Origin of the sequence: Maribacter sp. R86514, assembly GCF_044597005.1 — a bacterium.
In the GTDB taxonomy this organism is placed as follows: Bacteria; Bacteroidota; Bacteroidia; order Flavobacteriales; family Flavobacteriaceae; genus Maribacter.
Genome location: NZ_CP138999.1, coordinates 185,333 through 208,467 on the forward strand (window position 1 = coordinate 185,333; position 23,135 = coordinate 208,467).

Here is a 23,135-nt window from a genome sequence, read left to right on the forward strand (position 1 = left end):
ATTTGTACAAAAGTAATACAAATTCAATTCTTAAGATTTATGAAATTTTGCTGAAAGGGAAAATTTATTTTATTGTGTATAAAACTGATTAACTGTGAGTTACGTGCTAATATGTAAATAAAGTATCTATTGTTTGATTTTTTATAGTCTTTTATTAAGAATTCCTCGTAAATACTATTGAAATGTTAAATATTCTTAATTAATTTTTACCCTTGTTCTGTCGATTACCCCTTTATTCCCTTGGTTAATCGAAAAAGAATTTGAGTTGATTCAATTATAATATATCTTAGCATCGTTAAATAAGACAGCCCCACTTTCTTATAACGAACATTAAAAAAAAACACTGCCAAATGCCATGGTGATTAGTAAAACACTAACACTTATGGGTAAAATTACTTTTAAATTACGCTATCCTTTTTTGATAAAAGGTTTTCTTCTTATTACTTCGTTATTTTTAACGTTGTCTTTCTCTTCTGTTAATACGGTAGAATATAATTCTTTAAATATGTATTCCGCGGATACCGATGGGGATGGGATTTTCGATTCGGAAGATATTGATGATGATGGTGATGGTATAATTGATTCGAAAGAAGATATGAATCTTGACGGTGATTTCAATCATCAAACAAATTCAACTGATACAGACGGGGACAATATTCCAGATTATTTGGATATAGATTCTGATAATGACGGAATTTTGGACAGTATTGAAGCTCAGGTTTCAAATAATATTATATTCCCATCAGGTATAGATGTTGATCAAAATGGTTTGGATGACGGATATGAATCCTCGCCTGGAAACGGTGAAGGTCTTGTTCCTGTAGATACTGATTTAGATAGTGTTCCTGATTATTTAGATGTAGACTCAGATAATGATGGTATATTAGATAATCTGGAATCTAGTGAGCTTAGTACAGATTTTGATTGTGATACGGTACCAGAGTTAAATTTTAGTAATGCTCCTACTTTGGAATCTGGAGAGAGCCTAAGTGAAGGTGCTATCTATAGGTTTTCAAATATATCAGAAAATCTTGATGCGTTGGTAACAATTGAAAAAATTGTAAATGGGCAAATAAGTACTTTAGATCAAAATTCTGTTGATCCAGAATTCTTCAAACCAGAAATCCAATTTACCACTACCGATTTGGTAAGAAGGCCTTATGTTGATTTACGTATTTCAATGGTAAAAACAGGAACTACGGAAAAAGCTTTTTTAGACGAATTGATAGCTAATTTTATTGATGTTGATGGTAATAATCAATATCAAGAATTTAATAGATTTGATACCCCAGCTAGTTATACTTACGACAATCCAACTGATGTTGGTATTAATTATACCTCAGGAGGTTTATTAATTAATGGTGGAATGAGTGAATATGATGGTATTTCAAATTTAAATCCTTCGGTAAATGTAGCAGTAGAATTTGTAAATATAAATACGTTCGTTTTTCGCTTTGGCATAGAAACTCAGACTTTAGATAATTTTACTACCAATGTGCCTAGGCAATCAGGAATTCAATTTTCTTGTTTAGATAATTTTGTAAACCCTCAAACAGTTTCTTTTAGTGAAGATGTAGATTCTGATAATGATGGTTATCCAGATAGATTGGATATTGATTCTGATAATGATGGTATCCCAGATAATGTAGAAGCTCAGACTACTGAAGGTTATGTGTTACCTATTGGTCTTGATGATGATGGTGATGGTCTTGACAATGCTTATGATACAAACGATGCAGAAGGACTTATGCCTGTTAATACCGACGGTACGGACACTGAGGATTATATCGATTTGGATAGTGAAAACGATTCTGTACCGGATAATAATGAGGGTAATGACTTCAACTTTGACGGAATTCCTGATCAGACCTTTACAGGTGTAGATACGGATGGTGACGGACTTGACGATGGTTACGAAGGTTCTGACGTGAACGATGGTTTCGATGTAAACGATGAGATAAACGATCCGGCGAACGATCTTCCCGATACGGATGGTACCGAAGATGTAAATTACCGTGATCTTGATGATGATGGCGATAGTATCGATACTCCGTACGAGGACGCAAACAATGATGGCGATCCTACCAACGATGATAGCGATAATGACGGTATACCTGATTATTTAGATCCTAACAGTCCTGGACCTGATACCGATGGTGATGGGGTTCCTGACAGTGCTGACCTCGATGATGATAACGATGGTATCTTGGACAGTGTCGAAGACCCTAATTTAGATGGTGACAACGACCCATTGTCAGATCCTTTGGATACTGATAATGATGGATTACCGAACCATTTGGATATCGATAGCGACGATGATGGCATTCCGGATAATGTTGAGGCACAGACAACGGAAGGTTATATAGCGCCAAACGAGGACGATGCCGCAACGTATGCTTCGAACGATGGTGTCAATAGCGCATATCCTGATGGACTTACACCTGTAAATACGGACGATACGGACACTGAGGATTATATCGACTTGGATAGTGATAATGATTTAGTTTTTGATAACAACGAGGGTAACGACTTCAACTTTGACGGAATTCCCGATCAGACCTATACAGGTATGGATACGGATGGTGACGGACTTGACGATGGTTACGAGGGTTCTGATGTGAACGATGGTTTCGATGTAAACGATGAGATAGACGATCCGGCGAACGATCTTCCCGATACGGATGGTACGGAAGATGTAAATTACCGTGATCTTGATGATGATGGCGATGGTATCGATACTCCGGACGAGGACGCGAACAATGATGGCGACCCTACCAACGATGATAGCGATAATGATGGCACTCCGGACTATTTAGATCCTGATAGTGTACCTATGGAAGATTTGGATGCTATTGATGATATAGTTTCTACACCTGTGGATACTCCAATAGAAATCGATATTCTTGACAATGATTTTGGTATTCCTACAGATGGTACTTTATCGGTAACCGATCCGGCAAACGGAACGGTTGAAATCAACGATGGTGGTACACCTGATGATATTTCAGATGATACAATTACGTACACTCCAAATGATGGTTTTGAAGGAACCGATGTAATAGAGTATACAGTGTGTGATGCGGAAGGTAATTGCGATACTGCTACGGTAACTATAACTGTAGGAGAGCCTGTTACTCTTGATGTTGTAGATGATTCTGTTTCAACGCCAGTAGATACTCCAATAGAAATCAATATTCTTGACAATGATTTTGGGATTCCAACCGACGGAACTTTAACGGTAACCGATCCGTCTAACGGAACGGTTGAAATCAACGACGGAGGTACACCTGATGATATTTCAGATGATACAATTACGTACACTCCAAATGATGGTTTTGAAGGAACCGATGTAATAGAGTATACAGTGTGTGATGCGGAAGGTAATTGCGATACTGCTACGGTAACTATTACTGTAGGGGAGCCTGTTGCTCTTGATGTTGTAGATGATTCTGTTTCAACGCCAATAGATACTCCAATAGAAATCGATATTCTTGATAATGATTTTGGTATTCCTTCGGATGGTACGTTAACGGTAACTGATCCGGCAAACGGAACGATTGAAATCAACGATGGTGGTACACCTGATGATATATCAGACGATACGATCACATATACTCCAAATGATGGATTCGAAGGAACCGATGTAATACAGTATACCGTTTGCGATGCGGAAGGTAATTGTGATACGGCTACGGTAGAAATATTGGTTGTAGATAATGATGCTACAGACTCAGATGATAGTCCTATTGAAGTAAATCAAATGGTGACTCCAAATGGTGATGGTAAAAATGAATTCCTATTCATTAGAGGGGTAGATAAAATTCGTAGTAGTACTTTAAAAATCTTTAATAGATGGGGTGTTGCTGTTTACGAAGGTGAAAATTATAATAATCAAAATAATGTATTTGATGGTAGGTCAAGAGGAAGGTCTACTTTAAGTACAGATGATTATCTTCCAGCCGGAATATATTTCTATATATTTGATTATACTACCTTTGACGGAGAAAGCAAAGTAGATAGTGAATATCTTTATATTAGTCGATAATAGTTTATAAAATATGAATATTAAAAATAAGTTCTTAATTCTATTCGGAGGTTTGTTGCTGATATTTAGTAGCGCCATTGCCCAACAAGATGCCCAGTATACTCAGTATATGTTTAATACAATGAGTGTTAATCCTGCTTACGCGGGCTCAAGGGGTCAGTTGAGTTTAACAGGGCTGCATAGATCCCAATGGGTAGGTTTGGAAGGAGCACCTTCAACACAGACATTTAATATTCAGTCGCCTATTAGAAATAGTAAACTAGGGTATGGATTTTCAATTGTAAATGATAAAATAGGTGAAGGTGCCGTTCAAGAGACTTATTTTGATGCTGTTCTTTCCTATACCATAGATGTATCTGCCGAGGGTAAATTATCATTTGGATTAAAGGCCGGTGGTAATTTAATGAATTTAGACTTTAGTCAGCTTCGAAATTTTGATGAGGAAGTTGTAAGAACTGATAATATTGAAAACAGGTTTTCACCTAATGTAGGTGTGGGTCTTTATTACCATTCATCTAAGTTTTACGCAGGTCTTTCTGCACCTAACTTATTTCAAACTGAGCATTTTGATAGTTCGCAACGAGATGCAAATGATACTCAGTTTTTATCTAAAGACAGAATTAACTTCTATTTAATTACAGGTTATGTATTCGATTTGAATGGAAACCTAAAATTTAAACCGGCTTTATTGACTAAAGTAGTAGGAGGAGCTCCTTTGCAAGTTGATTTTTCTGCAAACTTTATGTTTAATGAAAAATTTACCTTAGGTGCTGCTTACAGGTGGGATGCTGCTGTTAGTGCAATGGCAGGATTTCAAATTTCAGATCAATTCATGATTGGTTTGGCGTACGATAGGGAAACTACAGATTTGGGTGGTACACAGTTTAACGACGGATCATTTGAAGTACTCTTAAGATATGAATTGGTAAAATCTTTTCAAAAATTGGTTTCACCTCGTTTTTTCTAAATGGCAAACTCACATATGAAGCATACAGTAAAATTTTTAATAATAGCCTTATTGTTTATTCAAGGATTAGTTAATGCTCAAGAGCGACTAATTCAAAAAGGTAATGAAAAGTTTGATTCATATTCTTTTAGCCCTGCTATAGATATCTATAAAAAGGTAATGGACAAGGGATATGTTTCTGCAGATTTATTAAGAAAATTAGGAAATTCATATTATTATAATGCAGACTATACCGATGCTGCAGAAACGTATAAGAAGTTAGTGGCTGACTACGCTTCAGAGGTAACACCAGAAGATTATTTTAAATATGCCCAATCATTAAAGACAATAGGTGAGTATGATACTTCTAAATCTATAATGAATAAATTTATAGAAGTAACTTCTAGTGATGTTCGCGCTACGACATTTGATGAAGATCGAGATTTTATGTCGGAAATTGAGGAGAATTCAGGTAGATATAATTTAGGTCCTTTTGAATATAATTCACCTTATTCAGATTTTGCACCATCTTTTTATAAGGAAGGATTAATTTTTTCTTCTGATAGGGATACTGGTAACTTTGCAAGATATCGTCACACTTGGAATGCAAAAGATTTTTTAGATTTATATGTAGTAAATGCAGATAGTTCATCGATCGATCATGTAAAAAAAATAGATGAAAATATAAATACACGCTATCACGAATCTACATCTGTAGTTACCAAAGATGGTCAAACAATGTATTTTACTCGAAACAACTCTGAGAAAAGCAAAACGGTAAAAGATGATAAAGGCATTGTTCGATTAAAAATTTTAAGAGCTGTATTAACTGACGAGGGTGTATGGGGAGAAGTGGAAGAACTACCTTTTAATAGCGATTCTTATTCCACTGCCAATCCGGCTTTAAGTCCAGATGAAAAAACTTTATATTTTGTTTCTGATATGCCTGGTACCCTTGGTGCTTCAGATTTATATATGGTGTCAATTAATGAAGACCGTACATTTGGTACACCTCAAAATTTAGGTTCAAATATTAATACTGAAGCAAGAGAAACATTTCCTTATATAACCAGTGAAGAGATATTGTATTTTTCTTCAGATGGGCATCCAGGGTTAGGGGGATTAGATGTATTTGCTACCAAAATTAAAAGACAAGATTTTACGGGAAAGGTTTTAAATGTTGGTAAACCTGTAAATAGTAATAGTGATGATTTCACTTTTATTTTTAATGAAGAGTTGAGAACAGGTTATGTAGCATCTAATCGTGTAGAAGGCTTGGGTTATGATGATATATATAGTTTTACAGAGACTAGACCGTTAGAGTTTGATTGTATTCAGAAAATTACGGGAACTGTAAGAGATAAAATTTCAAATGAAGTATTAGTTGGAGCAACTGTTAAGGTTATTGATGAAGATAACAAAGAAGTTTTATCTACAATTACCGATTCAGATGGTAATTACAACTTAGAATTAGATTGCAATAAAGGAAATTTCGTAAGAGCTTTAAAAGAAGGTTACGTTCCATTTGAAGAATATATAGGTACATCCGACGGTAAACCAAAGATTATCGATTTTTATCTTGAAAGAGATAATATTACAGCAGGTTTCGGTGATGACCTGTCTAAACTTCTTCAATTGAGTACCATTTATTTTGATTTCGATAAATACAATATCAGAAAAGATTCAGAAGTTGAAATTGAAAAGGTGATTGCTGCTATGGAAAAATACCCTAGTTTAAAATTAAAGGTCAATGCGCACACTGACAGTAGAGGTACCGAAGAATATAACCTTTGGTTGTCAGGTAAAAGAGCAGAATCTACAGTGAACTATATGATCAAAAAAGGAATATCAAAAGACAGATTGGTAAGTGAAGGTTTTGGAGAAACTAAATTACTAAATGAGTGTTCAGATGGTGTTAAATGTTCTGCAGCAAAGCATGATGTTAATAGAAGGTCAGAGTTTATAATATTAGAATAAACTACATTTAATTTTTAAGAAATAGAAAGCAGTTACCTAATGGTAGCTGCTTTTTTTTATACGTTAAAGTTAATTTTAACAGTCTATTATGGTGCTTATACATTGGTTTGATAGGCGTTCACTCTAGCTTTTATGAATTATACAACATAATTTTCATTTCAAGCTACTGTATCTCTATTTTTGAACGTGAAATAATTTTGTTTTAACGCTAACCAAAGGTTAAATTTTGATTAATAAAATATCATTAACGTTTATACTCTTGTTTTCTGCGGTACATTTGGTACAGGCGCAATGCCCAAATACTGAATATGCTGTAGCTACAAGTTTCCCCGCAAATATTACAAATACAAATCAAATATTAGGTGCGCCAAATAATAGTTATACGGTATTTGGTAGTAACGCTCAATTAGTGGTGCATCTAGATAATCCAGTTGCAGCAGGTACACAAATAACTATTAGATTAAGAAGGGATTCCAAAAATGCACGTTTATTAGTATCTAATTCTGATCAGGAGGGAACCGGGTACAATAATGGGGTTCAATATAGCTCAACGAATACACCAGAAGGTACTGCAGTAGATGTAACTTATACAACAAGTCGAACTACTGGTTACTTGTTATTTGAAGATGAGTCTGGAAATGGAAATAATTCATTTAGTGTAGACGCTATAAGTTACTGTTCACTTAGTTTAAATATTGGTAATACCACTGTAGCAGAGGAAGTAGGTAATGCAATTATAGAAGTTACCTATACCGGAGCAAATACTTCGGCTTTCACAGTAAATTATGCAACTGCAGATGGTTCTGCTTTGAATGGACTTGATTATACGAACACCTCTGGTACTTTGTCATTTTCTGGGGTATCTGGACAGACGCGTCAAATCACAGTACCTATAATTAATGATGATTATGGTGAAAGTACAGAGAACTTTGTTATTAACTTTTCAAATGTATCCGGAGGTTATTCAGTAAATCCAGTATCAACTAGTATTTCTATTACAGATACAGATGTACCTATACCTAATAATGCACCATTAGTATTAACAGATGAATTTAACGGGTATTACGATTATTCCACAACAGGTGGTTCTCTAAGGTCTAATACAAATGATATTGATCCGTGTAGTATAAATACAGCCTCTTCCAATACGCTGCTTTCGCCAATACCGACAGGGGCAGTAATAGATAAGGCGTATTTATATTGGTCACACTCAAGTCAAGTGCCAGATGACAATGTAGTTTTTGAAGGAGTTAATGTTAAGGCATCAAAAATATATGGATCAGCTTTAAATTTTAATGGTGATAATTTACAGTTTTATGGGTATGTTGCCGATGTAACATCAATTGTTACCGGTATTGCATCTCCTTCGACAAATGTATTTGATTTTTCTGGTTTAATCATTGATAATGGTGGGGCTTATTGTGCAACTTCTACAGTATTAGGGGGTTGGTCAATGATGGTGTTTTACCAAGAACCTTCATTACCTGCTGTAACTATAAATTTATATGAAGGTTATGATGGTGATAGTGGCGCAAACTATCCGTCAGGTAGTGCTACAAGTTCGTTCACATTAAGCGGTTTCTATTCTATTGGTTCTTTAGGGGCTAAAACGACAATATTATCTTGGGAAGGTGATAAAACCCTATTTGACAATGAGTCACTTATATTTAGTACACCAAGTTCTCCAAATAACCCTTTGGTTAATGATGGAGATAATGATGGTACTATAAAAAGTAATCCTTTTAATTCAACAATTTTCGATAATACCGTTTTACCAGCAGTTAACAATACTACATCTTACGGGCTTGATCTTGATACTTTTGATGTATCTACTTATATTAGTGTGGGTGAGACTTCAGCTACAACTACGGTTAATGTCGGGCAAGATTATGTGATCATGAATGCGGTATTGTTAAAGGTGCCTTCTAACATTATTACAGGGCACGTTTTTGAAGATGTTAATTATGGTGGTGGCGATGGTAGATCTTTAGTTGCATCATCTGGTGAAATAGTAGAAGGAGCAATTTTAGAATTGTATGATGCTAGTAATACGTTAATTAGAACTTCTATCACTGATGATCAAGGGCAGTATGTTTTCGGAGGTATGGCTAATGGAAATTATCAGGTTAGGGTGGTTGACGCCACTGTAAAATCAACGAGAGATAATGGGGCAACCTGTAGTGCATGTTTAGGTGTCTCAACCTATAGCACAGATTATGCAACATTAACAGGATTTACGCCTATAAATGAAGTAGGTGGATCTAATCCTTCTTTTCCAGATGCTGCGGTAGGCTCTCTTACCAATGCAAATACAGTTTCTAACGTGGCAATTGCCAATGAAGGTATCGTTGGTTTAAATTTTGGCTATAACTTTAATACCATTGTTAATACAAATAATGATGGGCAAGGGTCATTAGACCAATTTATAGTCAACTCAAATGCGCTAGGAAATACAGGTTTGGATATTGAGGCGAATTCAATTTTTGACCCAATAGCAGGTGAAGATGTTTCTATTTTTATGATACCACCTTCAGGTGATGCTCAGGGTAGGGTTGCAGATACAAATTATGCATCAGGTCGTTTTGATATATTTATATCTAATACTTCTACGTTGCCAATAATAACAGATGATACAACAAGTATTGATGGTCGAACACAAACCGCGTATTCTGGAAATACAAATACTGGAACGACAGGTCTTGGGGGCACTACAGTTGGGGTCTCGGCAATTACGTTACCCAGTTATGATAATCCAGAAATTCAGATTCAAAGAAATGCAGGCGACGTCATAAGAATTACAGCCCAAAATACCACAATTAGAAATGTATCGGTTTATGCAAATAATAATGCAGGTATTCGTATAAGTTCTGGTAGTGCTTTAGTCACAAATAACCTTATTGGTGTAAATGCACTAGGTAATAATTCTGGTAATATTAATTATGGCGTTGAAGTTGTTGGTGGTGAAATAGTAATAAGCGAAAACTATATAGCTACAGCTTCAGATGCGGGTATTTTAATTAATGGCGGTACAAGTACGCTAATTCAAGGAAATCAAATTACAGAAAACGGTACATTGGAGTGCTTTGATAATATTACGATTCAAAATGGTTCAGGTATTACTATTACGGGCAATTTAATCGAAAAAGCAGGTGCAATTGGTATTGATGCTGATGGCCATGCAGGCAATTTAATGATTAATGAAAATACCATTTTAACTTCAGGTCAAAACGGAGGTCTTTGTGCTGGAGTCATTGCTAATGCAGGTATCAAACTAGACGGTAATAATTCAACCATTTCAAAAAATATAATAGCGTCTAACGGTGGCTCAGGAATTATTGTTTCTGGGGGTACTACTAGCGGAAATTTAATTTCCCAAAATTCAATTTATGCTAATGGTACTGCAAGTCCAGCTTTAGGTATTGATTTGGATCTATCAGATGCTCTGGGAGATGGAGTCACCTTAAATGATTCAGGTGATTCAGATATAGGTCCTAACGGATTATTGAACTTTCCTATAATATCAGGAGCGTTTATGTCAGGAGGTAATTTAGTGGTAGAAGGTTGGTCAAGACCAGGAGCTACCATTGAAATATTTTTAACCGATGTAAATCAAGGTACAGCGACCGAAGGAGATAATCAATTGGGTTTATCTACAGATTACGGTGAAGGTCAAGTTTATGTTGGTACAGTTACCGAAGGTAGCGGGGCAGATTTGTTCTCAATGGTAACGCCATATACTGATTTAGATAACAATACTGATAATACAAATAAGTTTAAGTTTGTAATACCTATGTCATTACCTATAAATGTTGGTAATTACATAACATCAACGGCTACATTATCTAATTCAACATCAGAATTTTCACCTTTTAGCATAATTGAAAATTATACGGTAATTACAAACAGAAGAATAACATATAGGATAAAGAAAAATTAATTTTTTTTCCAATAAAAAAAGAAAAAGTGTGCTTTACTACTTAATTTTCAAGTGGTAAAGCACACTTTTTTTATGTCCAAAAATTGGCGCAATACTATCTTGACTTTAAGCAAGTATAAGACGTATTAAGTTATAATAGGTATGATAAAGGACAGTGTAACTCTTACTTTAAACGTGTTCATATAAACGTTGTAAAATTATAACAAGATAAGTCGCATTTGCCATTGGTAGAGTGTGGTAATACAATTAGATCATTTGTTCAATTTATGAATTCTGACTTTTTGTAAAAGTTAGAACGGTAATAACAAACAAGCGAATTACCATACCGTATAAAGCCCAACTAATTACATTTCATTTTTTTCGTGTATTTCTATTGATAAAAATAAGGGTGTCTACCTAAAGGAAATGGTTGTGAAAAATCAAATTTCGAATTAAAATCAGCCTTTTCACACGTTCTTTTTATCCAAATTTTTTAGCTGTTTGAAAAAGGAAAACGAAAATTTTTTAGTTTTTCCCAATAACGATAACTACCCGAATAGCAGCGCATCTTCGACGAACAACAATCAAAAATCATAAAGATTTAACAAAGCCAAACCTCACCTTTATAGAGGTATATAGCGTAAATATTGGCTTACACAACATTTATTTTAAGGAGCACTACTTAAAATCAATATTTGTATAGTGTGGTTACCAGTGATCCGCCTTGTTATAAAAAAGGATTGGATAATTCTGGAAAGCACATTTTGAAAAACCTATATGACCAACGAATTTTTGAAAGTGGAATTGAATAATAAAAGTATGAAGACTCAAACTACTACAACGCTAAGTAATACCATTAAATTTATGATGGTGCTATTTACTTTACTAATATCAGGTATCTCTATGGCGCAGACAACTGTGACCCTAGAAGATCAATGTAATTGTGAAGTACTGCAGGGTACCGATGTATCAGCGCCAGGGGTAACAACTCCAGCAGGTGCAGATTTAGGAGATCTGTATGTAAATACAGATACAGGAACTATTTACTATTGGAATGGAACCACTTGGGAGTTAACGTCTACGGATGATAACACCACCAATGCTTCGTTAACAGAAGATGGAGTAAACCTAATTTTGACCGATAGTGATTTAAGTACGGTATCTATTCCTTTAGCTGATATAGCTGCTGCAATTGATACAAATACTACGAATGTAACTTTTACAGTAAATAGTGTAAATGGTACATTGGATATTATAGATTCTGAGAGTGCTATTGTTTCTGTTCCTTTAGCGGATATAGCTGCGTTGGTAAATACCGATAATCAAGAAGGTACAGAAGTATTATTGACCAATCCTTTAGATGTAGATGGCGATACGGTAAATGAAACAACAGTAGAAGAGGCAATAGCAGATTTAGCAGCAAATAATGCTTTGGATTTAGACATTGATCCTACCAATGAACTTACAACAAGCGGTAATGGAGTTCCGGTAGGTGCGCCAGCAAATGATAATCCTGGAGTAACTTATTTAGACACTGCATCAAATGAATTGTATGTGTATGATGGTACAAACTGGACAATGGTTACTGATAATCAAAATGCAGGTGAAGTTGAGGTAACCCCTGCAGGCAACATCACCGCAAATGATGTACAATCTGCATTAGAAGAATTAGACGGTATTATTACATCTAGTGAACTTACTACAACAGTTGTAGAAGGGACAGGAATAGACGTTACACCTTTAGAAACAGGAAATAATACGGAATATACTATAACCGTAGATCCTACTGATATAATTGGTGACGGAAGTATTATATCAACTGATATCGATGTTACAGGAGGAGCAAATTCAACATTAAATGATGTAACTCTTACTATTTCGAATGACGCAATTACTAATGTGAAGATGGCAGATAATGCTATCACAACGACAGAAATTTTAGACGGTACAATAGCCAGTTCAGATATCGCAGCAGATGCAGTAAATGCAGCGACGATAAACGGTGATGTAGCCGGAGGGGGACTAACGCAAAATGCGACAACAGGAGCATTGGAAGTTGATGAATCGGCAATCGCAGATGGAACAATTTCATCGACCGATAGTACTATAGATATTACGGGCGGAGACGATTCATTATTTAAGGATGTTACTTTAGATGTATCGGATGATGCAATAACTACAGATAAAATAGCGGCAGGTGCAGTGGAATCTTCGGATATCGCGGCAGATGCAGTAAATGCGGCAACGATAAACGGTGATGTAGCCGGATCGGGACTAACGCAAAATGCGACAACAGGAGCATTGGAAGTTGATGAATCGGCAATCGCAGATGGTACAATTTCATCGACCGATAGTACAATAGATATTACAGGAGGAGACGATTCATTATTTAAGGATGTTACTTTAGATGTATCGGATGATGCAATAACTACAGATAAAATAGCGGCAGGTGCAGTGGAATCTTCGGATATCGCGGCAGATGCAGTAAATGCAGCAACGATAAACGGTGATGTAGCCGGAGCGGGATTAGCACAGAATGCGACAACAGGAGCATTGGAAGTTGATGAATCGGCAATCGCAGATGGTACAATTTCATCGACCGATAGTACAATAGATATTACAGGAGGAGACGATTCATTGTTTAAGGATGTAACCTTAGATGTATCGGATAATGCTATTACCAATGCAAAGATGGCAGATAATGCTATTACAACGACAGAAATTTTAGACGGTACAATAGCTAGTGCAGATATCGCGGCAGATGCAGTAAATGCAGCAACAATAAATAGTGATGTAGCCGGAGCGGGACTAACGCAAAATGCGGTAACAGGAGCATTGGAAGTTGATGAATCGGCAATCGCAGATGGAACAATTTCATCGACCGATAGTACAATAGATATTACAGGAGGAGACGATTCATTATTTAAGGATGTAACCTTAGATGTATCGGATAATGCAATAACTACAGATAAAATAGCGGCAGGTGCAGTGGAATCTTCGGATATCGCGGCAGATGCAGTAAATGCAGCAACGATAAACGGTGATGTAGCCGGAGCGGGACTAACGCAAAATGCGACAACGGGCGCATTGGAAGTTGATGAATCGGCAATCGCAGATGGAACAATTTCATCGACCGATAGTACTATAGATATTACGGGCGGAGACGATTCATTATTTAAGGATGTTACTTTAGATGTATCGGATGATGCAATAACTACAGATAAAATAGCGGCAGGTGCAGTGGAATCTTCGGATATCGCGGCAGATGCAGTAAATGCAGCAACGATAAACGGTGATGTAGCCGGAGCGGGACTAACGCAAAATGCGACAACAGGAGCATTGGAAGTTGATGAATCGGCAATCGCAGATGGTACAATTTCATCGACCGATAGTACAATAGATATTACAGGAGGAGACGATTCATTATTTAAGGATGTAACCTTAGATGTATCGGATAATGCAATAACTACAGATAAAATAGCGGCAGGTGCAGTGGAATCTTCGGATATCGCGGCAGATGCAGTAAATGCAGCAACGATAAACGGTGATGTAGCCGGAGCGGGACTAACGCAAAATGCGACAACAGGAGCATTGGAAGTTGATGAATCGGCAATCGCAGATGGTACAATTTCATCTACTGACAGCACAATAGATATTACAGGCGGAGACGATTCATTATTTAAGGATGTTACTTTAGATGTTTCAGATGATGCTATTACCAATGCAAAGATGGCAGATAATGCTATCACAACGACAGAAATTTTAGACGGTACAATAGCTAGTGCAGATATCGCGGCAGATGCAGTAAATGCAGCAACAATAAATAGTGATGTAGCCGGAGCGGGACTAACGCAAAATGCGACAACAGGAGCATTGGAAGTTGATGAATCGGCAATCGCAGATGGAACAATTTCATCTACTGACAGCACAATAGATATTACAGGGGGAGACGATTCATTGTTTAAGGATGTTACTTTAGATGTTTCAGATGATGCTATTACCAATGCAAAGATGGCAGATAATGCTATCACAACGACAGAAATTTTAGACGGTACAATAGCCAGTGCAGATATCGCGGCAGATGCAGTAAATGCAGCAACAATAAATAGTGATGTAGCCGGAGCGGGACTAACGCAAAATGCGACAACAGGAGCATTGGAAGTTGATGAATCGGCAATCGCAGATGGAACAATTTCATCGACCGATAGTACAATAGATATTACAGGCGGAGACGATTCATTATTTAAGGATGTAACCTTAGATGTATCGGATAATGCAATAACTACAGATAAAATAGCGACAGGTGCAGTGGAATCTTCGGATATCGCGGCAGATGCAGTAAATGCAGCAACGATAAACGGTGATGTAGCCGGAGCGGGACTAACGCAAAATGTGACAACAGGAGCATTGGAAGTTGATGAATCGGCAATCGCAGATGGAACAATTTCATCTACTGACAGCACAATAGATATTACGGGCGGAGACGATTCATTATTTAAGGATGTAACCTTAGATGTATCGGATAATGCAATAACTACAGATAAAATAGCACTTGGTGCAGTTGAAACTTCAGACTTAGCAAATGATGCAGTTGCATTGGAAAAGTTAGCAAATGGTACTGCTACTGGTCAAGTAATGCAGTGGGACGGAACTGATTGGGTTCTAATAGATTTAGGTTCGGTAACAGTAACAGAAAATGACGGAATCATTGGTAACGAAGTGGTTGGTTCTTCAAATGGAACATTGACTTTATCTGGAGCAGGTTCTACAGGTGACCCATTAAGGTTGGCAGTTTCTGATGATGGAATTACAACGAATGAGATAGCTCCGGGAGCAGTACAAACTACAGATTTGTCAGATGATGCAGTTACCTTAGGTAAATTAGCGGCAGGTAATAATTCTGGTGATTTAATACAATGGAATGGAACAGACTGGGAGTATATAGCTGCAAGTTCTTTAATTCCAGCAACAACAGTTTCCAACACAAGTACAATAAACACATTGACTACAACAGTTGACGGTGTTACAGGAGTAGGAGTGCCAATTATAAATAGTAACTCACTTACTTTAAATGGTAGTGATGAATTAGTAAGTACGGTAAACGGAGAAGCTTCAACAGCTTTAGATTTAACCTCTGCAATACAGGCAAACCAAACAACTACAACGGTTGTAGAGGGGACAGGAATCAATATTACACCTTTAGTAACAGGAAATAATACGGAATATACTATTGCCGTAGATCCTACTGATATAATTGGTGACGGAAGTATTATATCAACTGATATCGATGTTACAGGAGGAGCAAATTCAACATTAAATGATGTAACACTTACTATTGCGGATGACGCAATTACTAATGTGAAGATGGCAGATAATGCTATCACAACGACAGAAATTTTAGACGGTACAATAGCCAGTTCAGATATCGCAGCAGATGCAGTAAATGCAGCGACGATAAACGGTGATGTAGCCGGAGGGGGACTAACGCAAAATGCGACAACAGGAGCATTGGAAGTTGATGAATCGGCAATCGCAGATGGAACAATTTCATCGACCGATAGTACTATAGATATTACAGGCGGAGACGATTCATTGTTTAAGGATGTTACTTTAGATGTTTCAGATGATGCTATTACCAACGCAAAAATGGCAGATAATGCTATCACAACGACAGAAATTTTAGACGGTACAATAGCCAGTGCGGATATCGCGGCAGATGCAGTAAATGCAGCAACGATAAACGGTGATGTAGCCGGAGGGGGACTAACGCAAAATGCGACAACAGGAGCATTGGAAGTTGATGAATCGGCAATCGCAGATGGAACAATTTCTTCAACCGATAGTACAATAGATATTACAGGCGGAGACAATTCATTATTTAAGGATGTTACTTTAGATGTATCGGATAATGCAATAACTACAGATAAAATAGCGGCAGGTGCAGTTGAAACTTCAGACTTAGCAAATGATGCAGTTGCATTGGAAAAGTTAGCAAATGGTACTGCTACTGGTCAAGTAATGCAGTGGGACGGAACTGATTGGATTCTAATAGATTTAGGTTCGGTAACAGTAACAGAAAATGACGGAATAATTGGTAACGAAGTCGTTGGTTCTTCAAATGGAACATTGACTTTATCTGGAGCAGGTTCTACAGGTGACCCATTAAGGTTGGCAGTTTCAGATGATGGAATTACATCGAATGAGATAGCTCCGGGAGCAGTAGAAACTACAGATTTGTCAGATGATGCAGTTACCTTAGGTAAATTAGCGGCAGGTAATAATTCTGGTGATTTAATACAATGGAATGGTACGGACTGGGAATTTGTAACGGCAAGTTCATTGGATACCGATACGCAGTATACTGCGGGTACAGGCTTGAACCTTGTAGGTACGGAGTTCAGTGCCGATCCAAGTTTGGCGACTGACACGGAGTTGTCGGATGCTATCACGGCAAGTGAAGCATTAGATTTAGATAAAGATGATCAAAACGAATTACAAGATTTAGAAGAGGTACTATTAAGAGATCCAAGTGCAGGAGGTATTGTTATTACAGATGTAGGTACACCTGTAAATGCAAACGATGCTGTTAATAAGGCATATGTAGATAACCTTGCTGATGATGATGTTAGTGTATCTAACACAACTGCAGGTAACAGAATTGCAACTATTTCTGAGCCAGGTATAACAGCTGTAGATATTAATGAATCAGTTACAACATTAAGTGATGCAGATGCAGATGGTGTTTTTGACTATGTATCTGAAAACAATACAACCACTAGTTTCGATGGTACCGATGATCAAACTGCATCCGAAGTTAATTTAGTTACTCCATTAGATGTTGATGGAGATTTGGTTAATGAAACAACCGTAGAGGAAGCTATTGCAGATTTAGCGAATAGTAGCAGTGACAATCAAGATTTGGAGCTAAATAGCGGCACAAATATCTTGAGTTTGACCAATGATGCTTCCACAGTTGATTTAACTCCTTATGTAAATGATGATACCAACGAGATTCAAGATTTAGAATTAACGGGAGATAACCTAACGTTGACCAACGACCCAACTGCAACTGCAATTGACTTATCTGATTACAGAGAGACGGTAGTTGGTACAGGTGATATTTCTGTAACCAATAATGGAAGTGGAGAATACACGGTCGATTATGTAGACGGTGATAAGAGTGATACTAACGAAATTCAAAATGCGGCAGAGGTAGATTTAGTAACACCTATAGACGTTGATGGAGATTTGGTTAATGAAACAACCGTAGAAGAGGCTATTGCAGATTTAGCGAATAATAGCAGTGATAATCAAAATTTGACAGGAGCGACATTAAACGGTTTAAATCAGCTACAGATAGATATAGAAAGAGGAAGCTCTACAAATGTCGATTTATCATCTTTGAGCGAGACAGTAACTGCAGGTACAGGAGCTATAACCGTTGATGATGATGGTAATGGAAATTATACGGTAAATTCTACGGATTCTGATGAAGATGAAACTAATGAGATTCAAGATTTAACATACGATCCTGCAACTCAGATTTTAAATATTACCGACAATCCTACAGCTACTGATATTGATTTATCTGGATTAGTTAATACTGATGAACAAGATTTGCAATTAATAGGTGATAACCTAACCTTAACAAATGACCCTACAGCTACGGCTATAGATTTATCAGATTACAGGGAAACAGTTTCGGGTTTAGGAGATATTTCTGTAACGGATGATGGCAATGGTAATTATACAGTTGACTATGTTGATGGAGATAATGATTCGACAAACGAATTGACACAAAGAGGAAATGGCGGTCCGACAGGAACACCAGCTGAGGGTACAACGTATGTTGATACCGATTCGGGTCAATTATATGTTTATGATTCTGGAGCTTGGCAGCCTGTTGGTGGCAGTGCAATTCCTGGCGATGCTAGTGATACAAATGAGCTAATAACTTCTTTCGGAGTTGTGGGACCAAACCTTCGTATAACTGAAGCGGGTACTGATTTTGATGTTCCTTTGAGTAGTTTAGGAACCGATGAGCAGGATCTAAGTTTGACAGGTAATACCTTGAGTTTAACGAACGATGGTACGACCGTAGATTTGGCAGGATATTTAGACAACACGGACGAACAGGATCTAACGATAAGTGGAAACGTATTAAGTTTAACAGGCGACGCTACCAGTGTAACCTTGCCAACGGCAGATGGTTCGGAGACGTTGATCAATGATGGCACGAACACCGTAGTGAACGGTGCGGGAACGATAGCGAGTCCATATACCATCGATGTTCCTAACAACACGGACGAGCAGGATCTAACGATAAGTGGAAACGTATTAAGTTTAACAGGCGACGCTACGAGTGTAACCTTGCCAACGGCAGATGGTTCGGAGACGTTGATCAATGATGGCGCGAACACCGTAGTGAACGGGGCGGGAACGATAGCGAGTCCTTACACTATAGATGTTCCTAACAACACCGATGAGCAGGATCTAAGTTTGACAGGTAATACCTTGAGTTTAACGAACGATGGTACGACCGTAGATTTGGCAGGATATTTAGACAACACGGACGAACAGGATCTAACGATAAGTGGAAACGTATTAAGTTTAACAGGCGATGCTACGAGTGTAACCTTGCCAACGGCAGATGGTTCGGAGACGTTGATCAATGATGGCACGAACACCGTAGTGAACGGTGCGGGAACTATAGCGAGTCCTTACACTATAGATGTTCCTAACAACACCGATGAGCAGGATCTAAGTTTGACAGGTAATACCTTGAGTTTAACGAACGATGGTACGACCGTAGATTTGGCAGGATATTTAGACAACACGGACGAACAGGATCTAACGATAAGTGGAAACGTATTAAGTTTAACAGGCGACGCTACCAGTGTAACCTTGCCAACGGCAGATGGTTCGGAGACGTTGATCAATGATGGCACGAACACCGTAGTGAACGGTGCGGGAACTATAGCGAGTCCTTACACTATAGATGTTCCTAACAACACGGACGAACAGGATTTAACGATAAGTGGAAACGTATTAAGTTTAACAGGTGACGCTACGAGTGTAACCTTGCCAACGGCAGATGGTTCGGAGACGTTGATCAATGATGGCACGAACACCGTAGTGAACGGTGCGGGAACGATAGCGAGTCCATATACCATCGATGTTCCGAACAACACGGACGAACAGGATCTAACGATAAGTGGAAACGTATTAAGTTTAACAGGCGATGCTACGAGTGTAACCTTGCCAACGGCAGATGGTTCGGAGACGTTGATCAATGATGGCACGAACACCGTAGTGAACGGTGCGGGAACTATAGCGAGTCCTTACACTATAGATGTTCCTAACAACACCGATGAGCAGGATCTAAGTTTGACAGGTAATACCTTGAGTTTAACGAACGATGGTACGACCGTAGATTTGGCAGGATATTTAGACAACACGGACGAACAGGATCTAACGATAAGTGGAAACGTATTAAGTTTAACAGGCGACGCTACCAGTGTAACCTTGCCAACGGCAGATGGTTCGGAGACGTTGATCAATGATGGCACGAACACCGTAGTGAACGGTGCGGGAACTATAGCGAGTCCTTACACTATAGATGTTCCTAACAACACGGACGAACAGGATTTAACGATAAGTGGAAACGTATTAAGTTTAACAGGTGACGCTACGAGTGTAACCTTGCCAACGGCAGATGGTTCGGAGACGTTGATCAATGATGGCACGAACACCGTAGTGAACGGTGCGGGAACGATAGCGAGTCCATATACCATCGATGTTCCGAACAACACGGACGAGCAGGATCTAACGATAAGTGGAAACGTATTAAGTTTAACAGGTGACGCTACGAGTGTAACCTTGCCAACGGCAGATGGTTCGGAGACGTTGATCAATGATGGCACGAACACCGTAGTGAACGGTGCGGGAACGATAGCGAGTCCTTACACTATAGATGTTCCTAACAACACCGATGAGCAGGATCTAAGTTTGACAGGTAATACCTTGAGTTTAACGAACGATGGTACGACCGTAGATTTGGCAGGATATTTAGACAACACGGACGAACAGGATCTAACGATAAGTGGAAACGTATTAAGTTTAACAGGCGATGCTACGAGTGTAACCTTGCCAACGGCAGATGGTTCGGAGACGTTGATCAATGATGGCACGAACACCGTAGTGAACGGTGCGGGAACTATAGCGAGTCCTTACACTATAGATGTTCCTAACAACACCGATGAGCAGGATCTAAGTTTGACAGGTAATACCTTGAGTTTAACGAACGATGGTACGACCGTAGATTTGGCAGGATATTTAGACAACACGGACGAACAGGATCTAACGATAAGTGGAAACGTATTAAGTTTAACAGGTGACGCTACGAGTGTAACCTTGCCAACGGCAGATGGTTCGGAGACGTTGATCAATGATGGCACGAACACCGTAGTGAACGGTGCGGGAACGATAGCGAGTCCTTACACTATAGATGTTCCTAACAACACCGATGAGCAGGATCTAAGTTTGACAGGTAATACCTTGAGTTTAACGAACGATGGTACGACCGTAGATTTGGCAGGATATTTAGACAACACGGACGAACAAGATCTAACGATAAGTGGAAACGTATTAAGTTTAACAGGCGATGCTACGAGTGTAACCTTGCCAACGGCAGATGGTTCGGAGACGTTGATCAATGATGGCACGAACACCGTAGTGAACGGGGCGGGAACTATAGCGAGTCCTTACACTATAGATGTTCCTAACAACACGGATGAGCAGGATCTAAGTTTGACAGGTAATACCTTGAGTTTAACGAACGATGGTACGACCGTAGATTTGGCAGGATATTTAGACAACACGGACGAACAAGATCTAACGATAAGTGGAAACGTATTAAGTTTAACAGGTGACGCTACGAGTGTAACCTTGCCAACGGCAGATGGTTCGGAGACGTTGATCAATGATGGCACGAACACCGTAGTGAACGGTGCGGGAACGATAGCGAGTCCATATACCATCGATGTTCCGAACAACACGGATGAGCAGGATCTAAGTTTGACAGGTAATACCTTGAGTTTAACGAACGATGGTACGACCGTAGATTTGGCAGGATATTTAGACAACACGGACGAACAAGATCTAACGATAAGTGGAAACGTATTAAGTTTAACAGGTGACGCTACGAGTGTAACCTTGCCAACGGCAGATGGTTCGGAGACGTTGATCAATGATGGCACGAACACCGTAGTGAACGGTGCGGGAACGATAGCGAGTCCATATACCATCGATGTTCCGAACAACACGGACGAGCAGGATCTAACGATAAGTGGAAACGTATTAAGTTTAACAGGTGACGCTACGAGTGTAACCTTGCCAACGGCAGATGGTTCGGAGACGTTGATCAATGATGGCACGAACACCGTAGTGAACGGTGCGGGAACGATAGCGAGTCCATATACCATCGATGTTCCGAACAACACGGACGAGCAGGATCTAACGATAAGTGGAAACGTATTAAGTTTAACAGGCGACGCTACGAGTGTAACCTTGCCAACGGCAGATGGTTCGGAGACGTTGATCAATGATGGCGCGAACACCGTAGTGAACGGGGCGGGAACGATAGCGAGTCCTTACACTATAGATGTTCCTAACAACACCGATGAGCAGGATCTAAGTTTGACAGGTAATACCTTGAGTTTAACGAACGATGGTACGACCGTAGATTTGGCAGGATATTTAGACAACACGGACGAACAAGATCTAACGATAAGTGGAAACGTATTAAGTTTAACAGGCGATGCTACGAGTGTAACCTTGCCAACGGCAGATGGTTCTGAGACTATCGTAACAGCTGGTACCGACATTAGTGTAACAGGCGATGGTAGTGCGGCTACACCTTATTTAATTGCCAATACGAGACCTGATATTTTCTATCCGCCTTCTTATAGAGGTAGATGTGGCAACAACAGGTACTGATAGAAAAATAGATTTACATGCAGAATACTTATCTCAATATGGTACGCCTTCAGTAGTTAGTACAGGGGCACCAGCAGCTATACCAACGTATGCTAATACTGAATTATATTACTACGTTACTTATTTTGATGATACTGTTTTTGCTAACGTAAGTGTTGATGCATTAGGTGAAATGACTTATGATGTTATTGCTGCACCAACGGATTATAATACATTGATTAATGTAGTTTTTGTAGCCAAATAATTAGCTTAAT

General features: G+C 38.5%; 6 protein-coding genes. All 6 read left to right on the top strand.

Annotated elements, in window-relative coordinates:
• Window positions 1-382 precede the first annotated feature (382 nt).
• Entirely contained in the window at window positions 383-4,045 is a 3,663-nt protein-coding gene (locus SJY30_RS00810) for an Ig-like domain-containing protein (RefSeq protein WP_396633734.1), read from the top strand.
• Window positions 4,046-4,058: 13 nt separating this feature from the next.
• A complete protein-coding gene (locus SJY30_RS00815) occupies window positions 4,059-5,012 on the top strand; it encodes a type IX secretion system membrane protein PorP/SprF (protein ID WP_396633735.1) in 954 nt (317 codons plus the stop codon).
• Window positions 5,013-5,027: 15 nt separating this feature from the next.
• Window positions 5,028-6,968 (top strand): OmpA family protein, encoded by a 1,941-nt coding sequence (locus SJY30_RS00820; RefSeq protein WP_396633736.1) that lies wholly within the window; start codon window positions 5,028-5,030, stop codon window positions 6,966-6,968.
• A 226-nt stretch (window positions 6,969-7,194) separates the two neighbouring features.
• Complete coding sequence (locus SJY30_RS00825) at window positions 7,195-10,905, top strand: beta strand repeat-containing protein (RefSeq protein WP_396633737.1); 3,711 nt, start codon at window positions 7,195-7,197, stop codon at window positions 10,903-10,905.
• Between the two features lie 756 nt (window positions 10,906-11,661).
• Complete coding sequence (locus SJY30_RS00830) at window positions 11,662-22,881, top strand: beta strand repeat-containing protein (protein ID WP_396633738.1); 11,220 nt, start codon at window positions 11,662-11,664, stop codon at window positions 22,879-22,881.
• A complete protein-coding gene (locus SJY30_RS00835) occupies window positions 22,862-23,125 on the top strand; it encodes a hypothetical protein (RefSeq protein ID WP_396633739.1) in 264 nt (87 codons plus the stop codon). The genes SJY30_RS00830 and SJY30_RS00835 overlap by 20 nt, the downstream gene beginning before the upstream one ends.
• Window positions 23,126-23,135: the final 10 nt, after the last annotated feature.